Annotated in this window: 16 protein-coding genes; 7 read left to right on the top strand and 9 right to left on the bottom strand. The window is 60.0% G+C overall.

Translation table 11 applies throughout. From position 1 onward, the window contains the following. Positions 1–93 precede the first annotated feature (93 nt). The 3 genes from EAH68_RS14225 to EAH68_RS14220 all read left to right on the top strand — a co-directional run bounded on the left by EAH68_RS14225 (position 94) and on the right by EAH68_RS14220 (position 2612). The gene (locus EAH68_RS14225) at positions 94–696 is read left to right on the top strand and encodes a recombinase family protein (protein WP_126121999.1); all 603 of its coding nucleotides are present in this window, start codon (positions 94–96) and stop codon (positions 694–696) included. 60 nt (positions 697–756) lie between these two features. After that, positions 757–930, top strand: a complete 174-nt coding sequence (locus EAH68_RS14810) for a hypothetical protein (RefSeq protein WP_164546512.1) — start codon at positions 757–759, stop codon at positions 928–930. Positions 931–1407: 477 nt separating this feature from the next. Next, positions 1408–2612, top strand: a protein-coding gene (locus tag EAH68_RS14220) for an IS3 family transposase (RefSeq protein WP_439647640.1) whose coding sequence is annotated in 2 segments (ribosomal slippage) — positions 1408–1702 and positions 1702–2612 — 1206 coding nt in all. Because the reading frame shifts where the segments join, the coding sequence is not laid out codon by codon here. Positions 2613–2792: 180 nt separating this feature from the next. On the opposite strand, the gene EAH68_RS14215 is transcribed toward EAH68_RS14220, so the two are convergent. Beyond that, complete coding sequence (locus EAH68_RS14215) at positions 2793–3221, bottom strand: transcriptional regulator (RefSeq protein WP_241228480.1); 429 nt, start codon at positions 3219–3221, stop codon at positions 2793–2795. Positions 3222–3237: 16 nt separating this feature from the next. Continuing rightward, positions 3238–3483 carry a hypothetical protein gene (locus EAH68_RS14210; RefSeq protein ID WP_126121996.1) on the bottom strand — a complete coding sequence of 82 codons (246 nt, stop codon included), beginning with the start codon at positions 3481–3483 and terminating at the stop codon, positions 3238–3240. 702 nt (positions 3484–4185) lie between these two features. Between EAH68_RS14210 and EAH68_RS14205 the strand changes: the two genes are divergently transcribed. Together EAH68_RS14205 and EAH68_RS14200 are read left to right on the top strand one after the other, a co-directional pair. Next, entirely contained in the window at positions 4186–4503 is a 318-nt protein-coding gene (locus EAH68_RS14205; RefSeq protein ID WP_126121995.1) for a hypothetical protein, read from the top strand. Positions 4504–4782: 279 nt separating this feature from the next. Next, positions 4783–5304: a hypothetical protein gene (locus EAH68_RS14200; protein ID WP_126121994.1), complete on the top strand. Its 522-nt coding sequence runs from the start codon at positions 4783–4785 to the stop codon at positions 5302–5304. A gap of 145 nt (positions 5305–5449) precedes the next feature. On the opposite strand, the gene EAH68_RS14195 is transcribed toward EAH68_RS14200, so the two are convergent. From EAH68_RS14195 to EAH68_RS14165, 7 genes are all read right to left on the bottom strand, one after another. Then, on the bottom strand, positions 5450–6148 hold the full coding sequence (locus EAH68_RS14195) for an 8-oxoguanine DNA glycosylase OGG fold protein (RefSeq protein WP_126121993.1): 699 nt from the start codon (positions 6146–6148) through the stop codon (positions 5450–5452). Between the two features lie 167 nt (positions 6149–6315). Continuing rightward, positions 6316–9504: a type I restriction endonuclease subunit R gene (locus tag EAH68_RS14190; protein WP_126121992.1), complete on the bottom strand. Its 3189-nt coding sequence runs from the start codon at positions 9502–9504 to the stop codon at positions 6316–6318. Beyond that, positions 9501–10787, bottom strand: coding sequence for a restriction endonuclease subunit S domain-containing protein (locus EAH68_RS14860; protein WP_206436429.1), 1287 nt, complete (start codon positions 10785–10787; stop codon positions 9501–9503). The genes EAH68_RS14190 and EAH68_RS14860 overlap by 4 nt, the downstream gene beginning before the upstream one ends. Further along, on the bottom strand, positions 10784–12748 hold the full coding sequence (locus EAH68_RS14180; protein WP_126121991.1) for a type I restriction-modification system subunit M: 1965 nt from the start codon (positions 12746–12748) through the stop codon (positions 10784–10786). The genes EAH68_RS14860 and EAH68_RS14180 overlap by 4 nt, the downstream gene beginning before the upstream one ends. A gap of 986 nt (positions 12749–13734) precedes the next feature. Continuing rightward, positions 13735–15198, bottom strand: coding sequence for a DNA primase family protein (locus EAH68_RS14175; RefSeq protein ID WP_164546511.1), 1464 nt, complete (start codon positions 15196–15198; stop codon positions 13735–13737). Beyond that, on the bottom strand, positions 15195–15935 hold the full coding sequence (locus EAH68_RS14170) for a bifunctional DNA primase/polymerase (RefSeq protein ID WP_164546510.1): 741 nt from the start codon (positions 15933–15935) through the stop codon (positions 15195–15197). Before EAH68_RS14170 ends, EAH68_RS14175 begins: the two co-directional genes overlap by 4 nt. 170 nt (positions 15936–16105) lie before the next feature. Further along, a complete protein-coding gene (locus EAH68_RS14165; protein ID WP_126121989.1) occupies positions 16106–16309 on the bottom strand; it encodes a helix-turn-helix transcriptional regulator in 204 nt (67 codons plus the stop codon). Between the two features lie 138 nt (positions 16310–16447). On the opposite strand from EAH68_RS14165, the gene EAH68_RS14160 reads away from it, so the two are divergent. Beyond that, a complete protein-coding gene (locus tag EAH68_RS14160; RefSeq protein WP_164546509.1) occupies positions 16448–17041 on the top strand; it encodes a helix-turn-helix domain-containing protein in 594 nt (197 codons plus the stop codon). A 78-nt stretch (positions 17042–17119) separates the two neighbouring features. Continuing rightward, positions 17120–18160 (top strand): site-specific integrase, encoded by a 1041-nt coding sequence (locus EAH68_RS14155; protein ID WP_126121987.1) that lies wholly within the window; start codon positions 17120–17122, stop codon positions 18158–18160. The last annotated feature ends 177 nt before the right edge of the window (positions 18161–18337 follow it).

Raw genomic sequence — 18337 nt, 5'->3', positions numbered from 1 at the left:
TATCCAGGTGTTGCCATCGGCGTCGACTGAACCGCCATTCGAAGCTGCGGAAAAACCGCCAAACGAAGCTGCAAGTCACACCTCGTTGGGTACATGCGGGTTTCCAAGAGCGATGGCTCTCAGACCACTGACCTTCAACGCGACGCCCTCCTAGCCGCCGGCGTAAACCCCGAGCTCCTCTACGAGGACATGGCCTCAGGCAAGAAGCAAGACAGGCCCCAACTGGCGTCCTGTCTGAAAGCCCTGCGCGCCGGGGACACACTGGTGGTCTGGAAGCTCGATCGACTCGGTCGCGACCTCCGGCACTTAGTCAACGTCGTCCACGATCTGAACACCCGCGACGTGGGTTTGAGAGTCCTCGCCGGCCAGGGGGCCTCCATCGACACTACGACCGCCCAGGGCAAGCTCGTCTTCGGCATCTTCGCCGCACTCGCAGAGTTCGAACGAGAGTTGATCTCGGAACGCACCAAAGCGGGCCTGGCATCAGCCAGAGCCAGGGGACGGAAGGGTGGCCGACCCTTCAAAATGACCCCCGCCAAGGTCCGAATGGCCGCAGCCTCCATGAAGCGCCCCGACACCAGCGTCACAGAGCTGTGTAAGGAACTCGGCATCACTCGCCAGACCCTCTACCGCTATGTCTCTCCCGAGGGCAAGCTTCGAGCGGCCGGCCAGAAGATCATAGACCGCAAGGGGTAAGTACCCCCGCCCTCACCCCTGTAGGGAACCTTCTCACCTCCAACAGAGTCTAAGTAAGTCATGATCCTCCTCGATACTGAAGACCACATCTTCCTTGGCCATGACTACAACGACCTCACCCAGCAGCTCCTCAAGTATCTCTCCGTCACCAATGACCAAGAACTCGCTGCCCTCGCCGCCGCTTGCCTCAAGTGTGGCCCGCTAGACGTCATGATCGTCCGATCTCCTGAATGAACCCTGACCCGGCGCGCCGGGCGGGTACCTTTCACCTCAACTACACACGTCCACCGCACCAGGGGTGCACGGAGGTCCAACCCTCCAGTTGGTCCGGCGAAGAGCATACTCGTTGGTACCTGACCGGTGGATGCCGCAGAAAGGAATGTCGCACTATGAAAGCTAGTCGCTCGCTGATCGTTCTGGCTGTCGCTGCCCTGTCAGTCTTGCCCAGCTGCTCCAGCGGGACCGGCACCGTAGACGAACCTTCAGTGAGCCGGTCTTCCGCGCCCACTGTGACGAGCACCAGCCCCTCCTCTTCTGAGCCTTCGTCGGCCAGTCCGGAAGTGACTCCGAGAGTCGAATCAACCCCAGAGCCAGTACCAGCCCAGCCAACACAACCGGCTTCTCCTACGGCCACGTACATGGGGGCCGTCCCCTGTTTGGTGGACACGCTGACCCTGGCCCAGAATGGGCCGGAGAATGCGAGAAACCACCATGCCGAAGAACACCTACACCGATGAGTTCAAAGCCGACGCGGTCCGACTCTACGAGGACACCACAGGCGCCTCGTTCTCGATGATCGCCACCGATCTCGGGATCAGTCGGGCGACGCTGAAAAACTGGGTCTACGCTGCCCGCAAGGCCCGTGGCGTCCAGTCGAGTCGCACTGCCGAGGACCCCGCCGAGGAGCTGCTGCGCCTGCGCAAAGAAGTCCAGCACCTGCGCTCGGAGACCCAGAAGCTCTCGACCGAACGCGATATCCTGCGCAAGGCCGCGAAGTATTTCGCGGGAGAGACGACCTGGTGATCCGCTTCCCGTTCGTTGACGACTACGCCACCACCTACTCGGTGAAGCGGTTGTGCCACGTCCTTAATCTGAACCGCTCAAGCTTCTACAAGTGGCGGGACGGTGAGCCTGTCCGCAGGCAGCGCCGAAACGCCGATGAGACGCTGGTGGCCCAGATGCGGGACTACCACGAAGAATTCGACGCCACGATCGGGGTGCGCCGTATGACCGCTGAAATAAACGACCACACAAAAGACCCGGTCAACCACAAACGCATCGAGCGGCTCATGCGCCAGCACCAGATCGTCGGGGTGAACCTGCGCAAGAAGAAACGCACCACCATCCCGGACCAGGGCGCGAGGGTCTTCGACGACCTTGTCGGCCGGGACTTCACTGCCGAGGACTGCAATCAGCTCTATATCGGCGGCATCACCTACTTGCCCTGCGGGAAAGGAGAATTCCTGTACCTGGCCACCGTCATCGACGTGCACTCCCGACGCTTGGTCGGCTACTCCATCGCTGACCACATGCGCACCAGTCTCGTTCAGGACGCGATGGAGGACGCGGCCCGGACAAGGGGCTCGATGGACGGAGCGATTTTTCACAGCGACCACGGCAGCGTCTACACCTCATCAGGGTTTCAGGACACCTGTCGGAGGCTGGGGATCCGCCAGTCGATGGGGCGGATTGGGTCGAGTGCGGATAATGCGATGGCGGAGTCTTTCAACGCTTCGCTGAAGCGGGAGACGCTGCAAGGTTCTGGTGGCTGGGCGTCGCCGGTTCAGTGTCGGCGGGAGGTGTTCCGGTGGATCACGAGATACAACACCCGTCGGCGGCACTCCGGGATCAGTTACCTGTCGCCGAGGGCTTTCGAAGACATGGCCTCGGCTGTTACCGTGGCGCCTGCTGCTTGATCAATCCCGCGTGTCCACTCAAAGGGGGACACCCCCGTTCTGGACGATGGGGGCGGCCAGGACCATACCAACCGCGGGTGACCAGCCGTAGCGGACACGTAAGGGTGTGGAGGTGAGTTTGTGCAATGCGGGAGTGCCTCTCTGTGGGCCGGTCGGAACGGGGCGCCAGCGGTCGCGGGTCTACGGCGAGGATGGGCGCAGAGGCCCCGGGCGGGGCCGCGAGGAGGGCCGTCGCTCCCGGGCGCGCTCTGCGTCGGAGTCGGAGCCGGCGCTAGCGGGCTTCTCATCTCCAACCGCGGCCGCGGTGCGGGTGGTGTGGGAGCCAGCAGGAACAAAGCCTGCGGCGATGCTTCGCAGTGCCTCTAAGTGCCCGTCGAATGCCCGCTTGCCGGATGAAGTGAGGGAGACCCAGGTGATCCTGCGGGAGTCCGTGCGCATGGGAGACGCGCTCTTCTTCATCACGACGAATCCCGCGTCACTGAGGAGTCTGAGGTGTTTGGAGAGTGTCGAGTCGCTGACGTCAATGGTGTCCCGCATGACAGCGAAATCGAGCCGGTCTACCGAGCGCAGAAGACCGCAGATCCGCAGGCGCAAGGGCGCGTGGATCATCTCGTTAAAGGTGCCCTCAGATGCCATGGCTCAAGTGGTCGGCGACGGCGGCGACGAACAGCCGGACCAACCAGGTCACCACGACGAAAGCCGTCACAGCTGATGCTGTGATCCACCAGGACAGGCCACTGGCGGCCAGCCCGTAAGAGACGCTCAACAAGACGAGAGACACGCCGAGGGCGGCCACGTAGATGACCGCCGCGCGCGCACCCACCCGGGAGAGCTTGATCCCGGTGGCGCGGCGATACCTGTCAACGAGCACAATACTCGCCAACAGGGCCGCAGCGAATATCGCACGGCGCCACGTGTCGTCCGGCCCCGCTGGGCTCGCGACGAAAACCGCGGCGACGAGGCCAAGCCCAGGCCCGAACCAGCGTTGCCTACCTAGTCGGGCCGCCAAAGTCTGGCGATCACGGTGCAGATGCTCAAACCCCAGAGCGTGATTTTCTGATTCCGACTGCGAAGTTTCACTTGCCATAGCAGAAACTTACCACATCACTTGCTGTCACAGCAAGTGACTTTTGATGCTGCCCCGCCGGTGCGAGACGCGGCGTGGTACAGCAGGCCAGGTGTGGATCGAGAGCCGTAACGCCCGCACCAAAGCGGGTACCAGCTCCTACCCTCGGTTGAGGACAGGAGCAGCCACGCCCCTGCCGTCTGTCGTCCAGAGAGACGATCCGCAAGGCCGGCGAAGGACCCCTAGAAGTGCCCCACTTCACATGATCCACACATCCGTTCAGAGCTGTCACGCGTCTTGCAGAAGAGGCTCGAAGCCCGCGAATCCACCCTGAGCTGACGCGGCAGTCGGAGCGGTCTCTGAGGCTTACCTGTCATTCAGGAGGTAGGAGCGATGACGGTTTCGATGCGGGTGATGTCAGCCGGTGACGGCTACAAGTACCTCCTGCGTACCGTGGCGCCTGCTGCTTGATCAATCCCGCGTGTCCACTCAAAGGGGGACACCCCCATGAACCCCGGTGAGCAGTACGGCGAGGTCTGCTACTCCGGGACCCCGGACCAATGGCCCAACTTCGTCAACCCGGCCACCGGATGCGGCGCTGTCCTCAACCCGAACTACGTGGAGCCCGCTGCCGAGCCCTACATCGTCGAGTGTCTCTTCGGCACCCCCGGGCCGACCTTGATGTCGGACGGGACCACCCAGTACACCGACTACTGCTACCAACAGGGGACCTCCCACCCCGGGTATGTCGATGAAGGAACCATCACCGACCGCTTCTGGGCTTGCATGGAGGCCGGCGGCACCGCGGAGACCTGTCGCCAGTAGGCGAGGTGGAAAAGAGAGACGCTGCCCCCGCCCCATCGTGAAGCTAGGCTCCACTGCCAGAACGGAAGCGCACAAGCTTCCTGTCGGTCCGGAGTCCGGCCTGTAGCCGTTTCAGTCCGAGAAAGTTAACCCCCTGCTACCTTTCCACTAGCGGATCAAGTGAAGACCTCAGGGCCGCCCATCGGATCCTCTACCGTGCCCGGCCCCATATGAGATGCGACGCCTGAACGCCCCTTTCCCAACCCCTGTAAACCTCTCCCTAGCCAAGGAGCTTCAAGAGTGTCTTCATTTCCAGGCCCTGAACACAGTGCAGTGGTAGAACGACTAATCCAGGAAAAAGCAGAGCGCCGGCGACTCGCCGCCGAGGATCAGAAACTAGATGCCGAGTGGGTCGACTGGGTGGCCGTACAAGAGAGTCTCGATGCCGAGGAAGTCCCATTCATCGACTACAGGGAATGGGAACATCGCCGTGATACCAAGTGGGCTGAAGAGGATCGCAACGACGCCGACCGCGCCCGGATCTTCCACGAGGACTTCATGGACCCCGACAGCCGCTACACGGAGGATCCCTACGACGAGCTTTCATATGAAGAGCAGATGGGGTACCACAGCGATCAGCAGTCCCTCCTCCTCCACCGAGGGGCACGGATCCATAAACAAGAGGACGAGCGCTTAGAGCGCCGAAGAAACCACAACTCTGACATGAGGAAGTTCTACCGCCGACTTGCTGAGCTCGAGAAGGAGATGGACGAAGTCAAGAAGAACATGCACAATCGTTTGCTCCTTGAGGGGCTCTTGTAACAGGTTCTACCTATTGAGCCCGGCCAGACTCTTCAAAACTATCCTCAATAACCGTCGCTCTCTCCTGGCAGCATTGATGGTCTGTCAGATAAGGGTGACACCCTGGGACCTCGCCTGTGGACCAGGACCGGTCCCCGTCCCACTCTTAGATGCTCGGGATGACAGACGGGGGCTTTCCCTGGAAGAGGGTGTACTCGATGACATCAGTGGGAAGATCCGGACGCCACCGCTCATGGAGCTGCTCCACCAGGTCCAGGTATTGGGAGTATTCGGAGGTCCGCCATCCAGAGGTCTTCGTCCATCCCAGGGCGACAGCCACTCTCCTATCCAGGATAAGGGGATGGCGAGTATCAGCCGGGGTAGGACGACCAGCGGCAAAGTAGAGCAGCTTGGTGAAGAACGCTGGGCCAAGGTACTTGATCCTGGCCTGGCTGTAGTTGTTGAACGTGGAGTACCCGTCGACTGCAGACTCGGTGGAGGCGACCCTCACCCCCTCCAGCAGCTTCCTAGGCGCGCCGGGTTGGTGAAGAGGCTGGACACACCGATAGGTCTGCTGTGCGTCGGTACCAGCCCCCCAGGAGCACACCGCGACGTAGAAGCTCACGGCGTCCTCTTCCGTCTCCACGGATTCCCCGAGCTCGAACAGCCTCTGTCGCGACACCGAAAGAGCCGACTCCTCCCTCTCCAAGAACCAAGGAAGAGAAAGTCCCTCCGGCCATCGCTTTGTCCAGCGTTCACGATAGAAGATCTCTGTCTGCCCCCATACGGTGTCAGGGGAGACAGCCTCCTCCGGTGACCCCAGAACAGCCAGGGCAACCGAGCGGTTTTCCGGGGACACCGCCATGACGCTTCCTCCGTAGATAGGACCCACCACGTGTGGGGGTCGGACATCTTAGCTGTGGACATCAGTAGTCACCATCTGTTTCCTACCGCACCTGCTTTTCTCCGCGCTGGGACTCCTCCAGGTGTCTACAGGGGGTTTGACGCCTCACACCATGTGTCTCAAGGCGCTTAGCCAGTGTCCTCGTCTCTGAGGCGCTCAAAGAGTCCGAACTCCATGACCATCTCCACCAGCTTTAGGGTCGTCATCTCCCGGGCGGCCTTGAGGACCTCGTTGGAGGATTCCTCGTGCTGCCACAGCGCGTCCTCCAAGACGACCTGCAGCTGCGGGGAGCTGGCGAAGTCAATCTTCGAGTTGTTCTTGGCCTGGACACTCAGCTCTGGGCTATCGGCGGCCTCGGCCAAAAGCGTCTGAACGAAGTTGACCTTGTACTCGTCCTTGGCCTCCAGGTCCCCGAAGTACTTGTTGACCTTCTCGACCAACTCCGCCTTCCTGGCATGCTCCGACTCCCTCGCCTTCGCCAGGCCCGCTTCAGTCATCCCCTTCAACCCCGGAACATCACCGGCGGTGGTGCTCAGTCCCAGGTCATCCTCTCGGATCTTCTCCAGCCGGAAGTGGGTCAGCACCACATCCGAGACATCAACCACCTCGGGCTTCTCTGCCTCGGCAGTAAACTCCCGCAGCGACTTCGCCAGCAGGTCGGCGAAGACAGACATCTTCTCGTACCGGGGGTCGCCGAAATGGAGGATCTGGCTGAAAAATGAGTAGGCCTTGACGTACTGGGATAACACCGCTTTGAAGTCGAGCAACTCCTCCCGCCGCTCATCATCGTGTGTGAGTATCGTCTGCTCCCACGCATTACTGAACCTCTCCAGGGCAGGGGCCAGGTACCCCGAAAACTGGGAATGCTTGCGTGCGGCGGTCGTGTGTTGTGCCGACCACGCCGCCCACACCTGGTCGACCTCCGCCCAGGTGAAGATATGCTGGGCCTCCAGCTTGGCGATCAGGTCTGCGACCAAGTCAGGGTCGGACTCGGTCTCGATATAGGCGGCCTCGTAATACATCTGGAACGACTCGAGAATCTGCTCCGGGTCGTTGACGAAATCCAGCACGTAGGTGTCGGACTTGCCGTCAGCCTTCCGGTTGAGCCGGGACAGGGTCTGTACCGCCGCGATACCGGAGAGCTGCTTGTCGACGTACATGCCCACCAGCAGCCGCTGGTCGAACCCGGTCTGATACTTGTTGGCCACCACGAGAATGTTCTGCCCGTCCTGGGCAAACACACTCGCCAGGTCCCGTCCCTTCAGTATCGGGTTCATGCTGGCCTCGGTGACCATCTTCGGCGGGGTACCCGGCAGGGAGGCAACATCCGGGTCCGGGACCTCACCGGAGAACGCCACGAGCGTCTGCAACGGCAGGTTCCGTGCCTCGATGGCCTTCTCGAAGGCGCGAGCGTAACGCACCGCTGCAGCCCGGGACTCGGTGACCACCATCGCCTTAGCCCGCCCACCCAGGTGTGGCTGGACGGTGGAGCGGTAGTGATCGAGGATGACGTCGACCTTGGAGGCCACATTCGTGGGGTGAAGCTCGACGAAGTTGATGTAGGCCCGGGTGCCCTGTCTCACGTCGACCTCCCCTTCCGCGGCTTCAGCCGGGGTGGTGGGCTGCGGTTGCTCTCCCGCAGTAGCAGCAGGAGTGGTACCTTTCAGTGCCACGCGCGCGGCCATGTCGTAGGTGGTGTAGTTTTTGAGCACATCGAGGATGAATCCTTCCTCGATGGCCTGCTTCATCGGATACAGGTCAAACGGCTCCAGCTCCTGGGTGGCGGGGTTGCGCCGGCCGAACAGCTCCAGGGTCTTCGCCTTCGGGGTGGCGGTAAACGCGAAGTAGCTTAAGCGTTTCTCCGCATCACTGTGGGCGGCCATCGCCACCAGGGCGTCCTGGTCCGCGCCCGGCTCCTCCAGGTCGAACTCGGTTGTGTCCTGGGTGAGATAAAGCATCTCCCGGACGGCCTTGGCTGAGCCACCGGTCTGGGAGGAGTGCGCCTCGTCAGCGATGATCGCAAACGTCCGCCCCTTGAGCTGGTCCTGGTTGGCTGGGTCCTTCAACGCTGCCAGGGCATAGGGGAAGGTCTGCAGGGTTACTCCGACGATCTTCGCCGTCCCGCTGGTGAGCACCTGCGTCAACCGGGCGGTCTTGGACCCTTCCCCGCCGGAGTCAATAGCCTGGAAGGTCCCCGGAACACTCTCCAGCTGTCTCACCGCGTCCTGGAGCTGACGGTCGAGCACCTGACGATCGGCGATGACAAAGACGGTGTCGAAGACCTTCTCGCCCTCATGGTTGTGCAGCGAAGCCAGTCGGTGGGCGGTCCAGGCGATCGAATCCGTCTTGCCCGAGCCGGCTGAATGCTGGATGAGGTAGTTATGCCCGGGGCCTTCCACAGCAGCGGCAGCGGCAATCTTGGACACCGCCCGCCACTGGTGGAAACGCGGGAACCGGATCTGCGAGGTGGTGGTGATCTTGCCGGTAATCGGGTCCGTCTTAGCCTGGTGGTTGGTGTAGATGAATTTCGTGAGAATCGTCAGCCAGGTGTCCCGGTCGAGAATGTCCTCCCAGAAGTAGCTGGTGGCATGCCCCCTCGTCGACGGCGGGTTGCCGGCACCACCGTCGTGGCCCTGGTTGAACGGCAGGAACTCTGTTTTCGGCCCAGCCAGGAGGGTGGTCATGGAGATGCGACGGTCGGTGACGGCGAAATGCACCAGGGCTCCCCGCCCGGCGGTCAGCAACGGCTCGCCCTCCGGCGGGCGCTGGGTGCTGTACTGCTCCTCGGCTTGTGCCAGGGACTGGGTGAACTCCGTCTTGATCTCGACGGTGGCCACGGGGATGCCGTTGACGAACAAGGCCAGGTCAAGTCGATTGCGGTGCCGGGTGGAGTAGACCAGCTCCTCGACCACCCTGAGACGGTTCTGCTCGTAGCGCTCGGTCAGGCGGGGGTTCTTGTCGTTGGCCGGCGGCATCTGCAGCAGGCTGAACTTCTTGGCTCCCACCACATCCACACCGTTGCGCAGGACGTTGAGGGTGCCACCGCCGTGCTTTTCCTCCGCAGAGAGCTTCTTGGCCACCCGGTCCAGGATCCGATTCCGCCCCTTAACCACCGCCGCTTCGGGGGCGTCCTTCGGGACGATCCGGTGGTAGTTGTCCGGGTCCGTCTCCTCCAACCACCCCAACAGATCGGGGACGAACAGGGCACGCTCTTTGTCGTAGCCCTCGTTTCCCTTGGATGCCAACCATCCGTGGGAGGCGAGGTGGTCGACGACGAACCGCTGGAGATTGACCTCCCGATGAGCACCGACACTCATACGTGGACCTCCAACTCATCCCGCAGCTGCTCCGCAGTCGACACACCCTGGGCAGCCACGTCGATCTGTCCGGTCACTGCTGCGGAGATGAGTGCAGATCTTCTTTCCTGAGCCAACTCCTTAGCCTTAGCTGCATCAGCTAGGGCTAAGCGAGCTGCAGAATCCAGCTCGGAGAATCGAGCCAGTACTTCGTTTTGAACCTCAAGAGAAGGAACTTCTATTTTGTTTTCACGGAACCACCGCATATTCAGGGAAGGCACTGCACCCGGGTTCGCAATAGGGGTTAAATCCAGCGTGAGTAGGACTTCCTGCAGGTAACGGCCGTCTACTAGAGAGGCGGGAATGAGGCCGAGCATGTTGTTATCAATGCAGCCGGGCTTGGTCAAAAGGGCATTTCGTCGAAGGAAGAGTGCGGCTCCAATTTTGGCCATAACGACCGAACCGGCCGGCAGGACTTCGGCTCCTAGCGACCGAGCAGTCGATCGTGAAATGGAGTCCGAGGCATACGTGAGTTTTCCCTCTTCTGCCGATTTCAAGGAGCCTACCTTATAGAAAGGAAGCTCCTCATCTGTGATTCCTTGATAGGCCGGTGGGAAACCTGCACCCCCTGCAAGGCGAGCTACCCGTTTAATAGGTAAGAGGTTCTCTGCATGGCTAGGAGAGAAGAACTTGGATCGTGCCGCGTTTCTTCGCTCCTCCGTAAGACTCATGAAACGATCTAATTCCATGATGAAGGCGTCGATTTCGGCGGTTTCTCGGTCGAGATAATCCGCAATCAATCTTTGTTCTTCTAGTGGGGGAAGAATCACAGGAAAATTCATGAGGTCGTCCCGACTCATCTGCAGGCTGTTCGGCCTAATACCTGTCAGTAGAGCCGTATACCCTTGAACATAGGTAGAGCTACGCAGAAGGTGGTGAACATACCGAGGTTCTAGGGATGGGCTGATGTTATAAGCGCGGTAGGCAGGGCTCATGTGTCCTTCGAAGTCAGAAACCCCTAGCCCTGCATAATTTAGCCACATTGTGTTGACCGCTAACTGGCCTGGGCGAACAACACGGTAGCTGGCTACCTCTTCGGGAGTACGGCGTCGATTTTCGCTGTCATACTCCTTTACTTCCACACCTCTATACCCGGATACAGATAGCATCGGTCCGACAGGGGTCTTCCCATTCACTTCACGAGATTCAGTGAATACATGGCGGAAAGGAACCATTTTCCAATGGGCGGGAATCTGTTCCACAAAGTCTAGCCCCGGTGACTGGTACTCGGCGTATTCCCTCATGCTTTCACCTGCTCGAGGCGTGCTCGGATGCGGCCGAGGACTTCGTCAAGGTCCCGGTCGATCTCTTCCAGGGGACGTGGGGGGATGTACTGGTAGAAGTGTCGGGTGAATGGGATCTCGACGCCTTCCTTGGTCTTGGTCTCATCGATCCACGCATCAGGGACGAAGGGGATAACTTCGCGTTCGAGGTAGTCGTGGATGTCCTGATCCCAGGGGACGTTTTCGGTATCCCGCAGGCTGGCATCCGCCTCAGGCTTACCTGCCTTGGTGACGAGCTCACCGTGGTCGTCGTGTTCCCCGAGCTCGGTAAGCACGGCCTTGAGAACGGCCGGTTTAAGGGCGAGGCCCTCATCTGCGAGGGCCTTTTTGAGGTCTTTGGTGAACTGGGCCCGGTTGGTCGACACGACCCCGCCAGTGGCCTTCTCAGCGACTCTCAGAGCCGTGTGGAGGGCTTCCTGCTCCCATTCCTCGAGCTTGGCCACAGGCTTGGCAGCAAGTGCCCTCTCGACGCGTTGGGGGGTGAAAGCGTAGTTGAGCTTCAGCGGGCGCTCAACGGTGATAGTGCGGTAGTAGAAGTCGGTGGTATCGAAAATCTTCGAATGCTCCGACTCGGTGAACTCCCCGTAGAGCCTGGCGATGGTGGCGATGTTGTCATCAGAGAGCATCTTGCGCTTGGACCCGATGGACTTACGCATCTTGACGAACATCTCGGTGGCATCGATGAGCTGGACCTTGCCGCGCCGGGCCGGTTCCTTGTCCTTGTTCAGGATCCAGATGTAGGTGGAGATGCCGGTGTTGTAGAACATGTCCGTCGGCAGGCCGATGATCGCCTCGAGGTAGTCGTTGTCGAGCACCCATTTGCGGATGTTGGATTCGCCGGAGCCTGCCCCGCCGGTAAAGAGTGGTGAGCCGTTGAGGACGATGGCACCGCGGCCGGCAGCTCCCCCCTCAAGACCGGGTTCACGGAGTTTCGAAATTAGGTGCATGAGAAACAGCAGGGACCCATCCGAGACTCTCGGCAGACCTGGCCCGAAGCGACCGGCATAGCCAGCAATATCGTGCTCGCGCTCCACGGCCGGCTTGTCTTTCTTCCATGCCACACCAAACGGCGGGTTGGACAGGGCGTAGTGGAAGGTCTGGTCCTCGAATGCGGGGCTGGTCAGGGTGTTGCCGAGGGCAATGTTGGTGATTGGCTGGCCTTTGACGACCATGTCGGCTTTGCAGATGGCATACGATTCAGGGTTGATTTCCTGGCCCAGCAGGTTAACTTGGGCGTCCTTGTTGAACTGTTTGATCTTGTTGTCGGCCGCCGACAACATGCCACCGGTGCCGGCGGTGGGATCGTAAACCGAGCGGATGACCCCTGGGGTGGTCAGGTCGGTATCGCCGTCGAGCAGGAGGGTGACCATCAGGTCGATGACTTCGCGGGGGGTGAAGTGCTCGCCGGCGGTTTCGTTGGACGCTTCGGCAAATTTCCGGATGAGCTCTTCGAAGATATGCCCCATGACCTCATTGGTCACCGCCTCGGGGCGAAGATCGGCTTTGGCGAAGTGCTGGAGGATCTCCAGGAGGAGGTTGTTCTGGGCAAGGTCGATGATGGTTTCGTCGAAGCGGTACTGGTCGAAGATGTCGCGCACATTCGGGGAGAAGGCGTTGACGTAGTCCCGGAGGTTGTCCTCGAGGTTGTCGACGTCGCCCTGTAGGGACCGTAGGTCGTGACGGGAGCGGTTGTAGAAGCTGTAGTTGTGCTTCGCTCGGTTGCGCAGCATGCCAGCTGAAGGAATCTGATCCGGGTCGAGTCCTTCGATGGCGTCGAGAACCGCCTGCTTCGTAGGGGCCAGGACTCCGTCCAACCTGGCGAGCACTGTGAAAGGCAGGATGATGTTGCCATATTGGTGCTGTTTGTAGGTTCCGCGCAGCAGGTCGGCGGCGCTCCAGATAAATGAGGCGTGGTTGAACAAGAGGCACCCCTTTGTAGCATCGGACAACTGACGTAACCATGCTATCCGGCGGGGATGAGACGCAGGTGGACAAGGCCTCCGGCAGCGTCAGCTAACGAACCACATGAACGTCTCCAGCCATAGGACACTGAACCTGGGGCTCCCGCCCGTCCTGGCGACGTTCTGGGGCTGGTTGGTGGCGCCCCGGAGACCTTGGGGGGTAAGTCTCCGGGATGCCACCACAGGCCGGAGGCTTCGGGGGAGGGCAACCGGCCCATTGAGTATGACACGGTGTCACGATCTCAAGTCTGCCCGATGTCCATTCCAGTGGACATTCCGGCCCCGAGCAGTCCACAAGCACACTCCACCACGCTCTCGACGAAGCACCAAGGGGATTTCACACTTGAACTCGGCGCGATTTTCTCGACAACATAGAAGACAGGGTTGCAGTCACATCAACAAGAGGGTTTTTCTCGATTCCTGCCAAGACCGCAGGTCAACCGGTGTCGTTGGGAACCCGCGCTTCACACGCCACAGACCCCCGGTTCCTACTTGGATTTGGCTCCGAGCCCCCCCTTTGGAACACTTGTCCTTGAGACTTCCGTATCTGACTAGTGCGGAGAGGGACAGTTGACCTCAGCCCGGTCCGTTCGTGACTTCTGGCACCGCCGGAACGTATGCCAGTAGCGAGAGTCTTGTTTCTCCTAACGGCCCGCCAGATGAGAGGGAAGCCAGAGGGGTGGTCTCTGCACACAAGCTGCACGAGCATGAACAGGGTTAATAGGCGAAGAAACCAGTTCTGGCCTGCATGAACATAAAACACAAGGTTCAAATGGGTAAGGGAGGGGAAGTATCTCAGTACTCAGCTAATAGCCCTTGGCTAACCCCCAGCCCCCACTGGAAAGCAGAAAAAGCGTGTGCACTGCGGGCTTGCAGGTCACACGCCTCTTCTGGCCAATCAACGGTGCGAGTGCACAAGAACGAAACCCGACCGCTAGCTGACCTTCCTACGAGGTCATCTTGATACCGACGAACCACCGATCCCTCTTATCGTCACCGGGGACCTTCATTTGCCGGTGGCTCACACGAGGAGAGGCGGCCTCTACTCTCTTACGGAGAAGCGGCTGGGTGATGTCCTTTGCTCCGGGAGACATCGTTCGGTTCCAGTTGTTGAATGCCTGCTGCAACTCGGAGACTCTAACCCGGTCGTAATCCTCACCGGTCACGGTACAGACCTCGTCGAGGAACGTCTTCACCGGAGAACCCAGTTCGCCCATCAGCCCGATGACCTCCCCCATGGTGTCCGGCTGGGTGAACCTCCCTTGGACATCCAGACGGCCAAGACCGGCGAGGGCCCAGTTGAAGATTCCGGGCAACTCTTGACTGATGCGCTCGCGCAGCGTGATGTCCGGATTGTCTACATAGGACTTGCGGAGTCGGAGGGCCATGAAACGCGACTTGATGGCTCCGGATGCGTCGATGAACTGGGGAACCTCATTGGCCATCAGCATGAACCGTGTTGGCAACGTCCCCTTCCAGTAGGACTCTCCCTTCCGGTTGGCCATGACTGCGTCCTCCCCGATGATGTTGAGGAGTTTCTCCACACTCCCCCCGGCCTCACGCAGCGTGCTCCCACGTGCATCCTCAATGACGGCGAGGAGTTTGCCGACCAGTTCGGAAAGGCCGAATTCGGAGGCCAGACTGTGCAATGTCGGAGAGACCGAGTTCTTCTCTCCAATCAGCTGTTGGAGAGTGCGCGAAATCGTGCCCTTGCCAGACCGTGGAGGACCGACAACCAACAGGGCCTTCTGCATCTCCATTCGTCCCGAGAGGATGTACCCGGTGTATTCCTGGAGCAAGAGAGCCGCCTTCGGGTCATGCTCGAAGATGTCCCTAAGGAAGGCTTCCCACTCCGGGCAAGTGGCATCCGGATCGTAGGAGAATCCGAGAGAATCGGTCGTGAAGAACGCCGGAGTGTGCGGCAGCAAGGTACGTGTCTCCAGGTCAAGCAGCCCGTTAGCCATGGAGATTGTCCTATCTGCGCGGGGAGCGCTTCTATGATCCAGCCAGGCTGGGCTGGTCTCGCTGTCAAGACGGGTGAGGACACGAAGAGGTTCCATCAAGGACCCGACCTTCTGGGAGGAGGGAGCCCAGGCCTTTTCCTGCTCTTTTTCCCCGTATGTGACTTCTCGGAGCCTCATCCAGATAGGCGCTTTGAGACTGATCTCATCATCCCACCTCTCCCAGTGCCGTGACTCCCAGCCCCACCAGCTCCCTCTCCAGTAGGCGAGTGTTCGGTGTCCGTCGGGAGTCGTGAAGACTTCGTCGACCAGTCGCTGAGCGACCTCCAGGGAAAGCGCCGGCGAGGGATAATGGTCGAAGTCGTCGGACGCCTCAAGCTCCCCCTTTCTCACTAGCTCCCATCTGCTCGGAGCAGACACAGAAGATGGCCCGTAGTTTTCGATACTCACTGGAGGGCCTCCTTCTCGCCGGCACGCTTCCCGCTTCTGATTGTGGCGTCGATCTCCTCGGGCTCCAGGCCGACTGCTTCGGCGGCCTTGGCAAGAGCATCGAAGATGTCGAGTCCGTTCTTTCCGGCGAGGAAAGCTGCGGTGTTCAGCTGCTCGTTCCGGGAGCCCTCCGGGGCTTCCAGGACGGCCTTGATGAGCTTCTTTCCGTCCCCGCTGTGGCGGAGTCGGTAAGGGATGGCCGGGGATGCGGGACGGGCAGGCGTGTAGACGTGACGACGCAGGTGGGCCGGCAAAACAGGAACGTCCGGCAGGTCGACCCAAGCTTCGTATTCGTACTCTCCGCCTGTCTCTGGGTGGACGCTGCCCGGCATGACGAGGTAGTTCCTGTGGTGACGGATATCGATGTCCGGAGCAACCTTTCCTCGAAGCTGGCCGGGGTAGGGAAGACGGAACCAAAAGTGATACCCGCCTGAGCCGGTCCTCGTGGTGGTCGTTTTCGGCAGCTCGTGGCCGGCGTTCAGCGCATCCCAGTTGCCGAGACCATTTCGTCGATTGTCGACATCGATGACGACGATCCCCTTCGGTGGCCGGGCTCCGAGGTTGGCCCCGTTGTAGCGGGCCCACCAAGTATCGATGGCCTCCCGGTCGGTAGTGAAGTCGTACAGGCCTCTAGGTACTGCCGCTCCTACAGGCTTCTTGCCGTTTAAAGGTCCGACCAGTATTCCGATCTGGGCCAAACGGTGGGCTTCTTGGTGGGGGCGACGTCGCCGTGTTCCGGTATGGTCATAGATATTCAAGTCGGATGACCCTTTCTTGATGTTTCCCCCTTCGAAGTTGCAGCTTCGAAGGGGGATTTTGTTGTTCGCTGGTCCAATGTCGGCCCAGTGATTGCTCTGTCGGTGGCGGGTCAAGCCGCATCCTTCGGGGATAGTCCGAGAAGCTCCATGAGGCTCTTCTTAGAAACCACGTAGCGGGAGTTGATCTTGATCACGGGAACGGGGAAGGCGTCGTCCTTTGCGGCTGCGTAGGCCGTGCTCGGGGAAATTCCGAGAATGGCGGCGGCCTCGCGCATTGAGAGGGTCAAGCTCTCCGGTTGCGGCATGTGAGACATGACAGTCCTTTCTGGAAGGGATACAATGAGCTGAACGGAACGCCACGATGTGAAACAAACCGTTCAATACGGAATATACCATAAACACGAGATGTTCTGAACAATAGGTGTCATTTCGTTCGGGAGGAACTTATGAGTGTGAGCAAGCGACCGGTTAACTACTCGGCTGCGAATATCCGAGAGTTGAGAAAACAGGCGGGATTATCCCGTCAGGCCATAGTGGACCGGCTGGCCGCCTACGATGTCCCTCTCCATACGACCTCTCTCCGGAGGATTGAAGAAGGTCAGCAGGCGGTGAAGATTGAAGAAGCGCAGGCTTTTGCGGAAATATTCGAGATTGACCTCGCTGATTTCATTGCAAAACCTGTCAATCCGATCGTGGCAAAGATTGAACATTCGATCATCAACTACCGCGAGGAGCTGAAGGCTCTGAGTGAGCAGTTGCTCGTCGTGATCCAGGCCTGGGATCACATGGTCGAGCAGGCTGACTACGACCGACTTTCTCGGGCGGATCGCATGTCGGAGAGGGTTCAGTCAGCTGTTTCGCTGATTGGGCGTTCGAGTGGGTTGTTGCCTTTGCTTTTTCAGTTGAATGAGACGCTGGGACACCTTGGGATAGATAACGGCTGGGAGGAGGTCCCGGACCGGGCGTCTAAGGGTGTTGAGGGGCCCTTCGCCGACATGGCTGTTCGGGCTCTCTTGGACAACGATGCTGGAGAAGGGGAGAGCTAAGTGGCTAGGGGACGGCCGGCTACGCCACTTGGCACCCACGGAGAAGTCAGTGCTCCCAAACGGCTTCCGAACGGGAAAATGCAGGTCTCCACGTATCTCCGGCTCCTTAACGGCAGGACAGTGCGTGTCAGGGGCAGCGGGAGCAGTGCTGCGGCGGCGAAGCGCAGGCTGGAGGAGAATTGCCAACAACGTCTCCAGGGTGATGACACGACTGAGCTGACGACAACGAGTCCACTCAACAAGTTGCTCGATGTCTGGTTGCCACGACATGACGTGAGTGCCAGGTCAAAGGAGATCTACGAAAAGGTCATAAATCTCCACATCGGGCCGAACTTGGGCTCCGTCCGGCTCAACGAGCTGACGACTCCACGTATCCAGGTGTTTCTCGAAGGATTGACGCCAGGAACGGCAAGAACAGCTCGTGCAGCGCTTGGTTCCGCCGCAGGCTTCGCCGTCCGGTGGGGCGTCATGAGTGCAAACCCGGTCCGAGAGACCAAACTCCCGAAGCGGGAGAAGAAGGAGGTCCTCGCACTAACGGATGAACAGATGGACGAGTACAGGAACCGCCTCGTTGCTTGGTGTGGGGGGAATGCGGGCGGTCCCAAGCGGGGGGAGGGGCTCGTCGAGATCATGGACGTCGTTCGAGGGTCGGGTGCTCGCTTCGGGGAGGTTCTGGGCCTCCGCTGGTCGGACGTGGATTTCAAGGAAAGGACGATTTCAATCACCGGCACGACGGATGAGCGGGGAGGGCGTAAGGACAAGCCAAAAACTGATTCCAGCCGACGAGTGATACCGGTAGCTAAGATCGCGCTCGACGCGCTTGAGAGACAGTTCGCCAAGCCGTACCGGGAACAGCTGGGGGAGCCGGTCTTCCCAACCAGAGCCGGCACATACAGGACTGTGAGCAACACGGAGACCCGTCTTCGTCAAGCGCGAGGGGACCTGAAAATTGTTCCTCACGACTTCAGAAAGACAGTGTCAACGCGAATAGAGGAGAAGTACGGCGTCATGGCCGCGTCCCGCTATCTCGGGCATTCGTCGACGATTGTAACTGAACAGGCATATTTAGCAGCCCCTGCGGTAATTCCCGATTACACAGCTGCTTTCGGTGGTTCGTGATGTCGAAAAAGTGTCTAAGTAATAGCCGGAACAGTCATGTCTGAACGGACTTGCCGGAATTATTACCGGCTTTGAACTGGGGCTTTTGGAAAACCCGGAATCCCTGGACAGGACGAGACGCGATAAGGGCAAGCGTAGGTTGCGAGTTCAAGTCTCGTCTCCAGCTCTGTTTGGGCA

It is taken from the genome of Corynebacterium hylobatis (genome assembly GCF_003955685.1).
Classification (GTDB): domain Bacteria; phylum Actinomycetota; class Actinomycetes; order Mycobacteriales; family Mycobacteriaceae; genus Corynebacterium; species Corynebacterium hylobatis.
Note: the sequence above shows the minus strand (reverse complement) of the source record. Positions and strands in the feature narration are given on the sequence as shown.

What these genes read in the sequence shown, in the direction of transcription:
- EAH68_RS14225 (WP_126121999.1), top strand. Translation starts at nt 94, where the DNA reads ATGCGGGTTTCCAAGAGCGATGGCTCTCAGACCACTGACCTTCAACGC.
- EAH68_RS14810 (WP_164546512.1), top strand. Translation starts at nt 757, where the DNA reads ATGATCCTCCTCGATACTGAAGACCACATCTTCCTTGGCCATGACTAC.
- EAH68_RS14215 (WP_241228480.1), bottom strand. Translation starts at nt 3,221, where the DNA reads ATGATCCACGCGCCCTTGCGCCTGCGGATCTGCGGTCTTCTGCGCTCG.
- EAH68_RS14205 (WP_126121995.1), top strand. Translation starts at nt 4,186, where the DNA reads ATGAACCCCGGTGAGCAGTACGGCGAGGTCTGCTACTCCGGGACCCCG.
- EAH68_RS14195 (WP_126121993.1), bottom strand. Translation starts at nt 6,148, where the DNA reads ATGGCGGTGTCCCCGGAAAACCGCTCGGTTGCCCTGGCTGTTCTGGGG.
- EAH68_RS14190 (WP_126121992.1), bottom strand. Translation starts at nt 9,504, where the DNA reads ATGAGTGTCGGTGCTCATCGGGAGGTCAATCTCCAGCGGTTCGTCGTC.
- EAH68_RS14860 (WP_206436429.1), bottom strand. Translation starts at nt 10,787, where the DNA reads ATGAGGGAATACGCCGAGTACCAGTCACCGGGGCTAGACTTTGTGGAA.
- EAH68_RS14165 (WP_126121989.1), bottom strand. Translation starts at nt 16,309, where the DNA reads ATGTCTCACATGCCGCAACCGGAGAGCTTGACCCTCTCAATGCGCGAG.
- EAH68_RS14155 (WP_126121987.1), top strand. Translation starts at nt 17,120, where the DNA reads ATGCAGGTCTCCACGTATCTCCGGCTCCTTAACGGCAGGACAGTGCGT.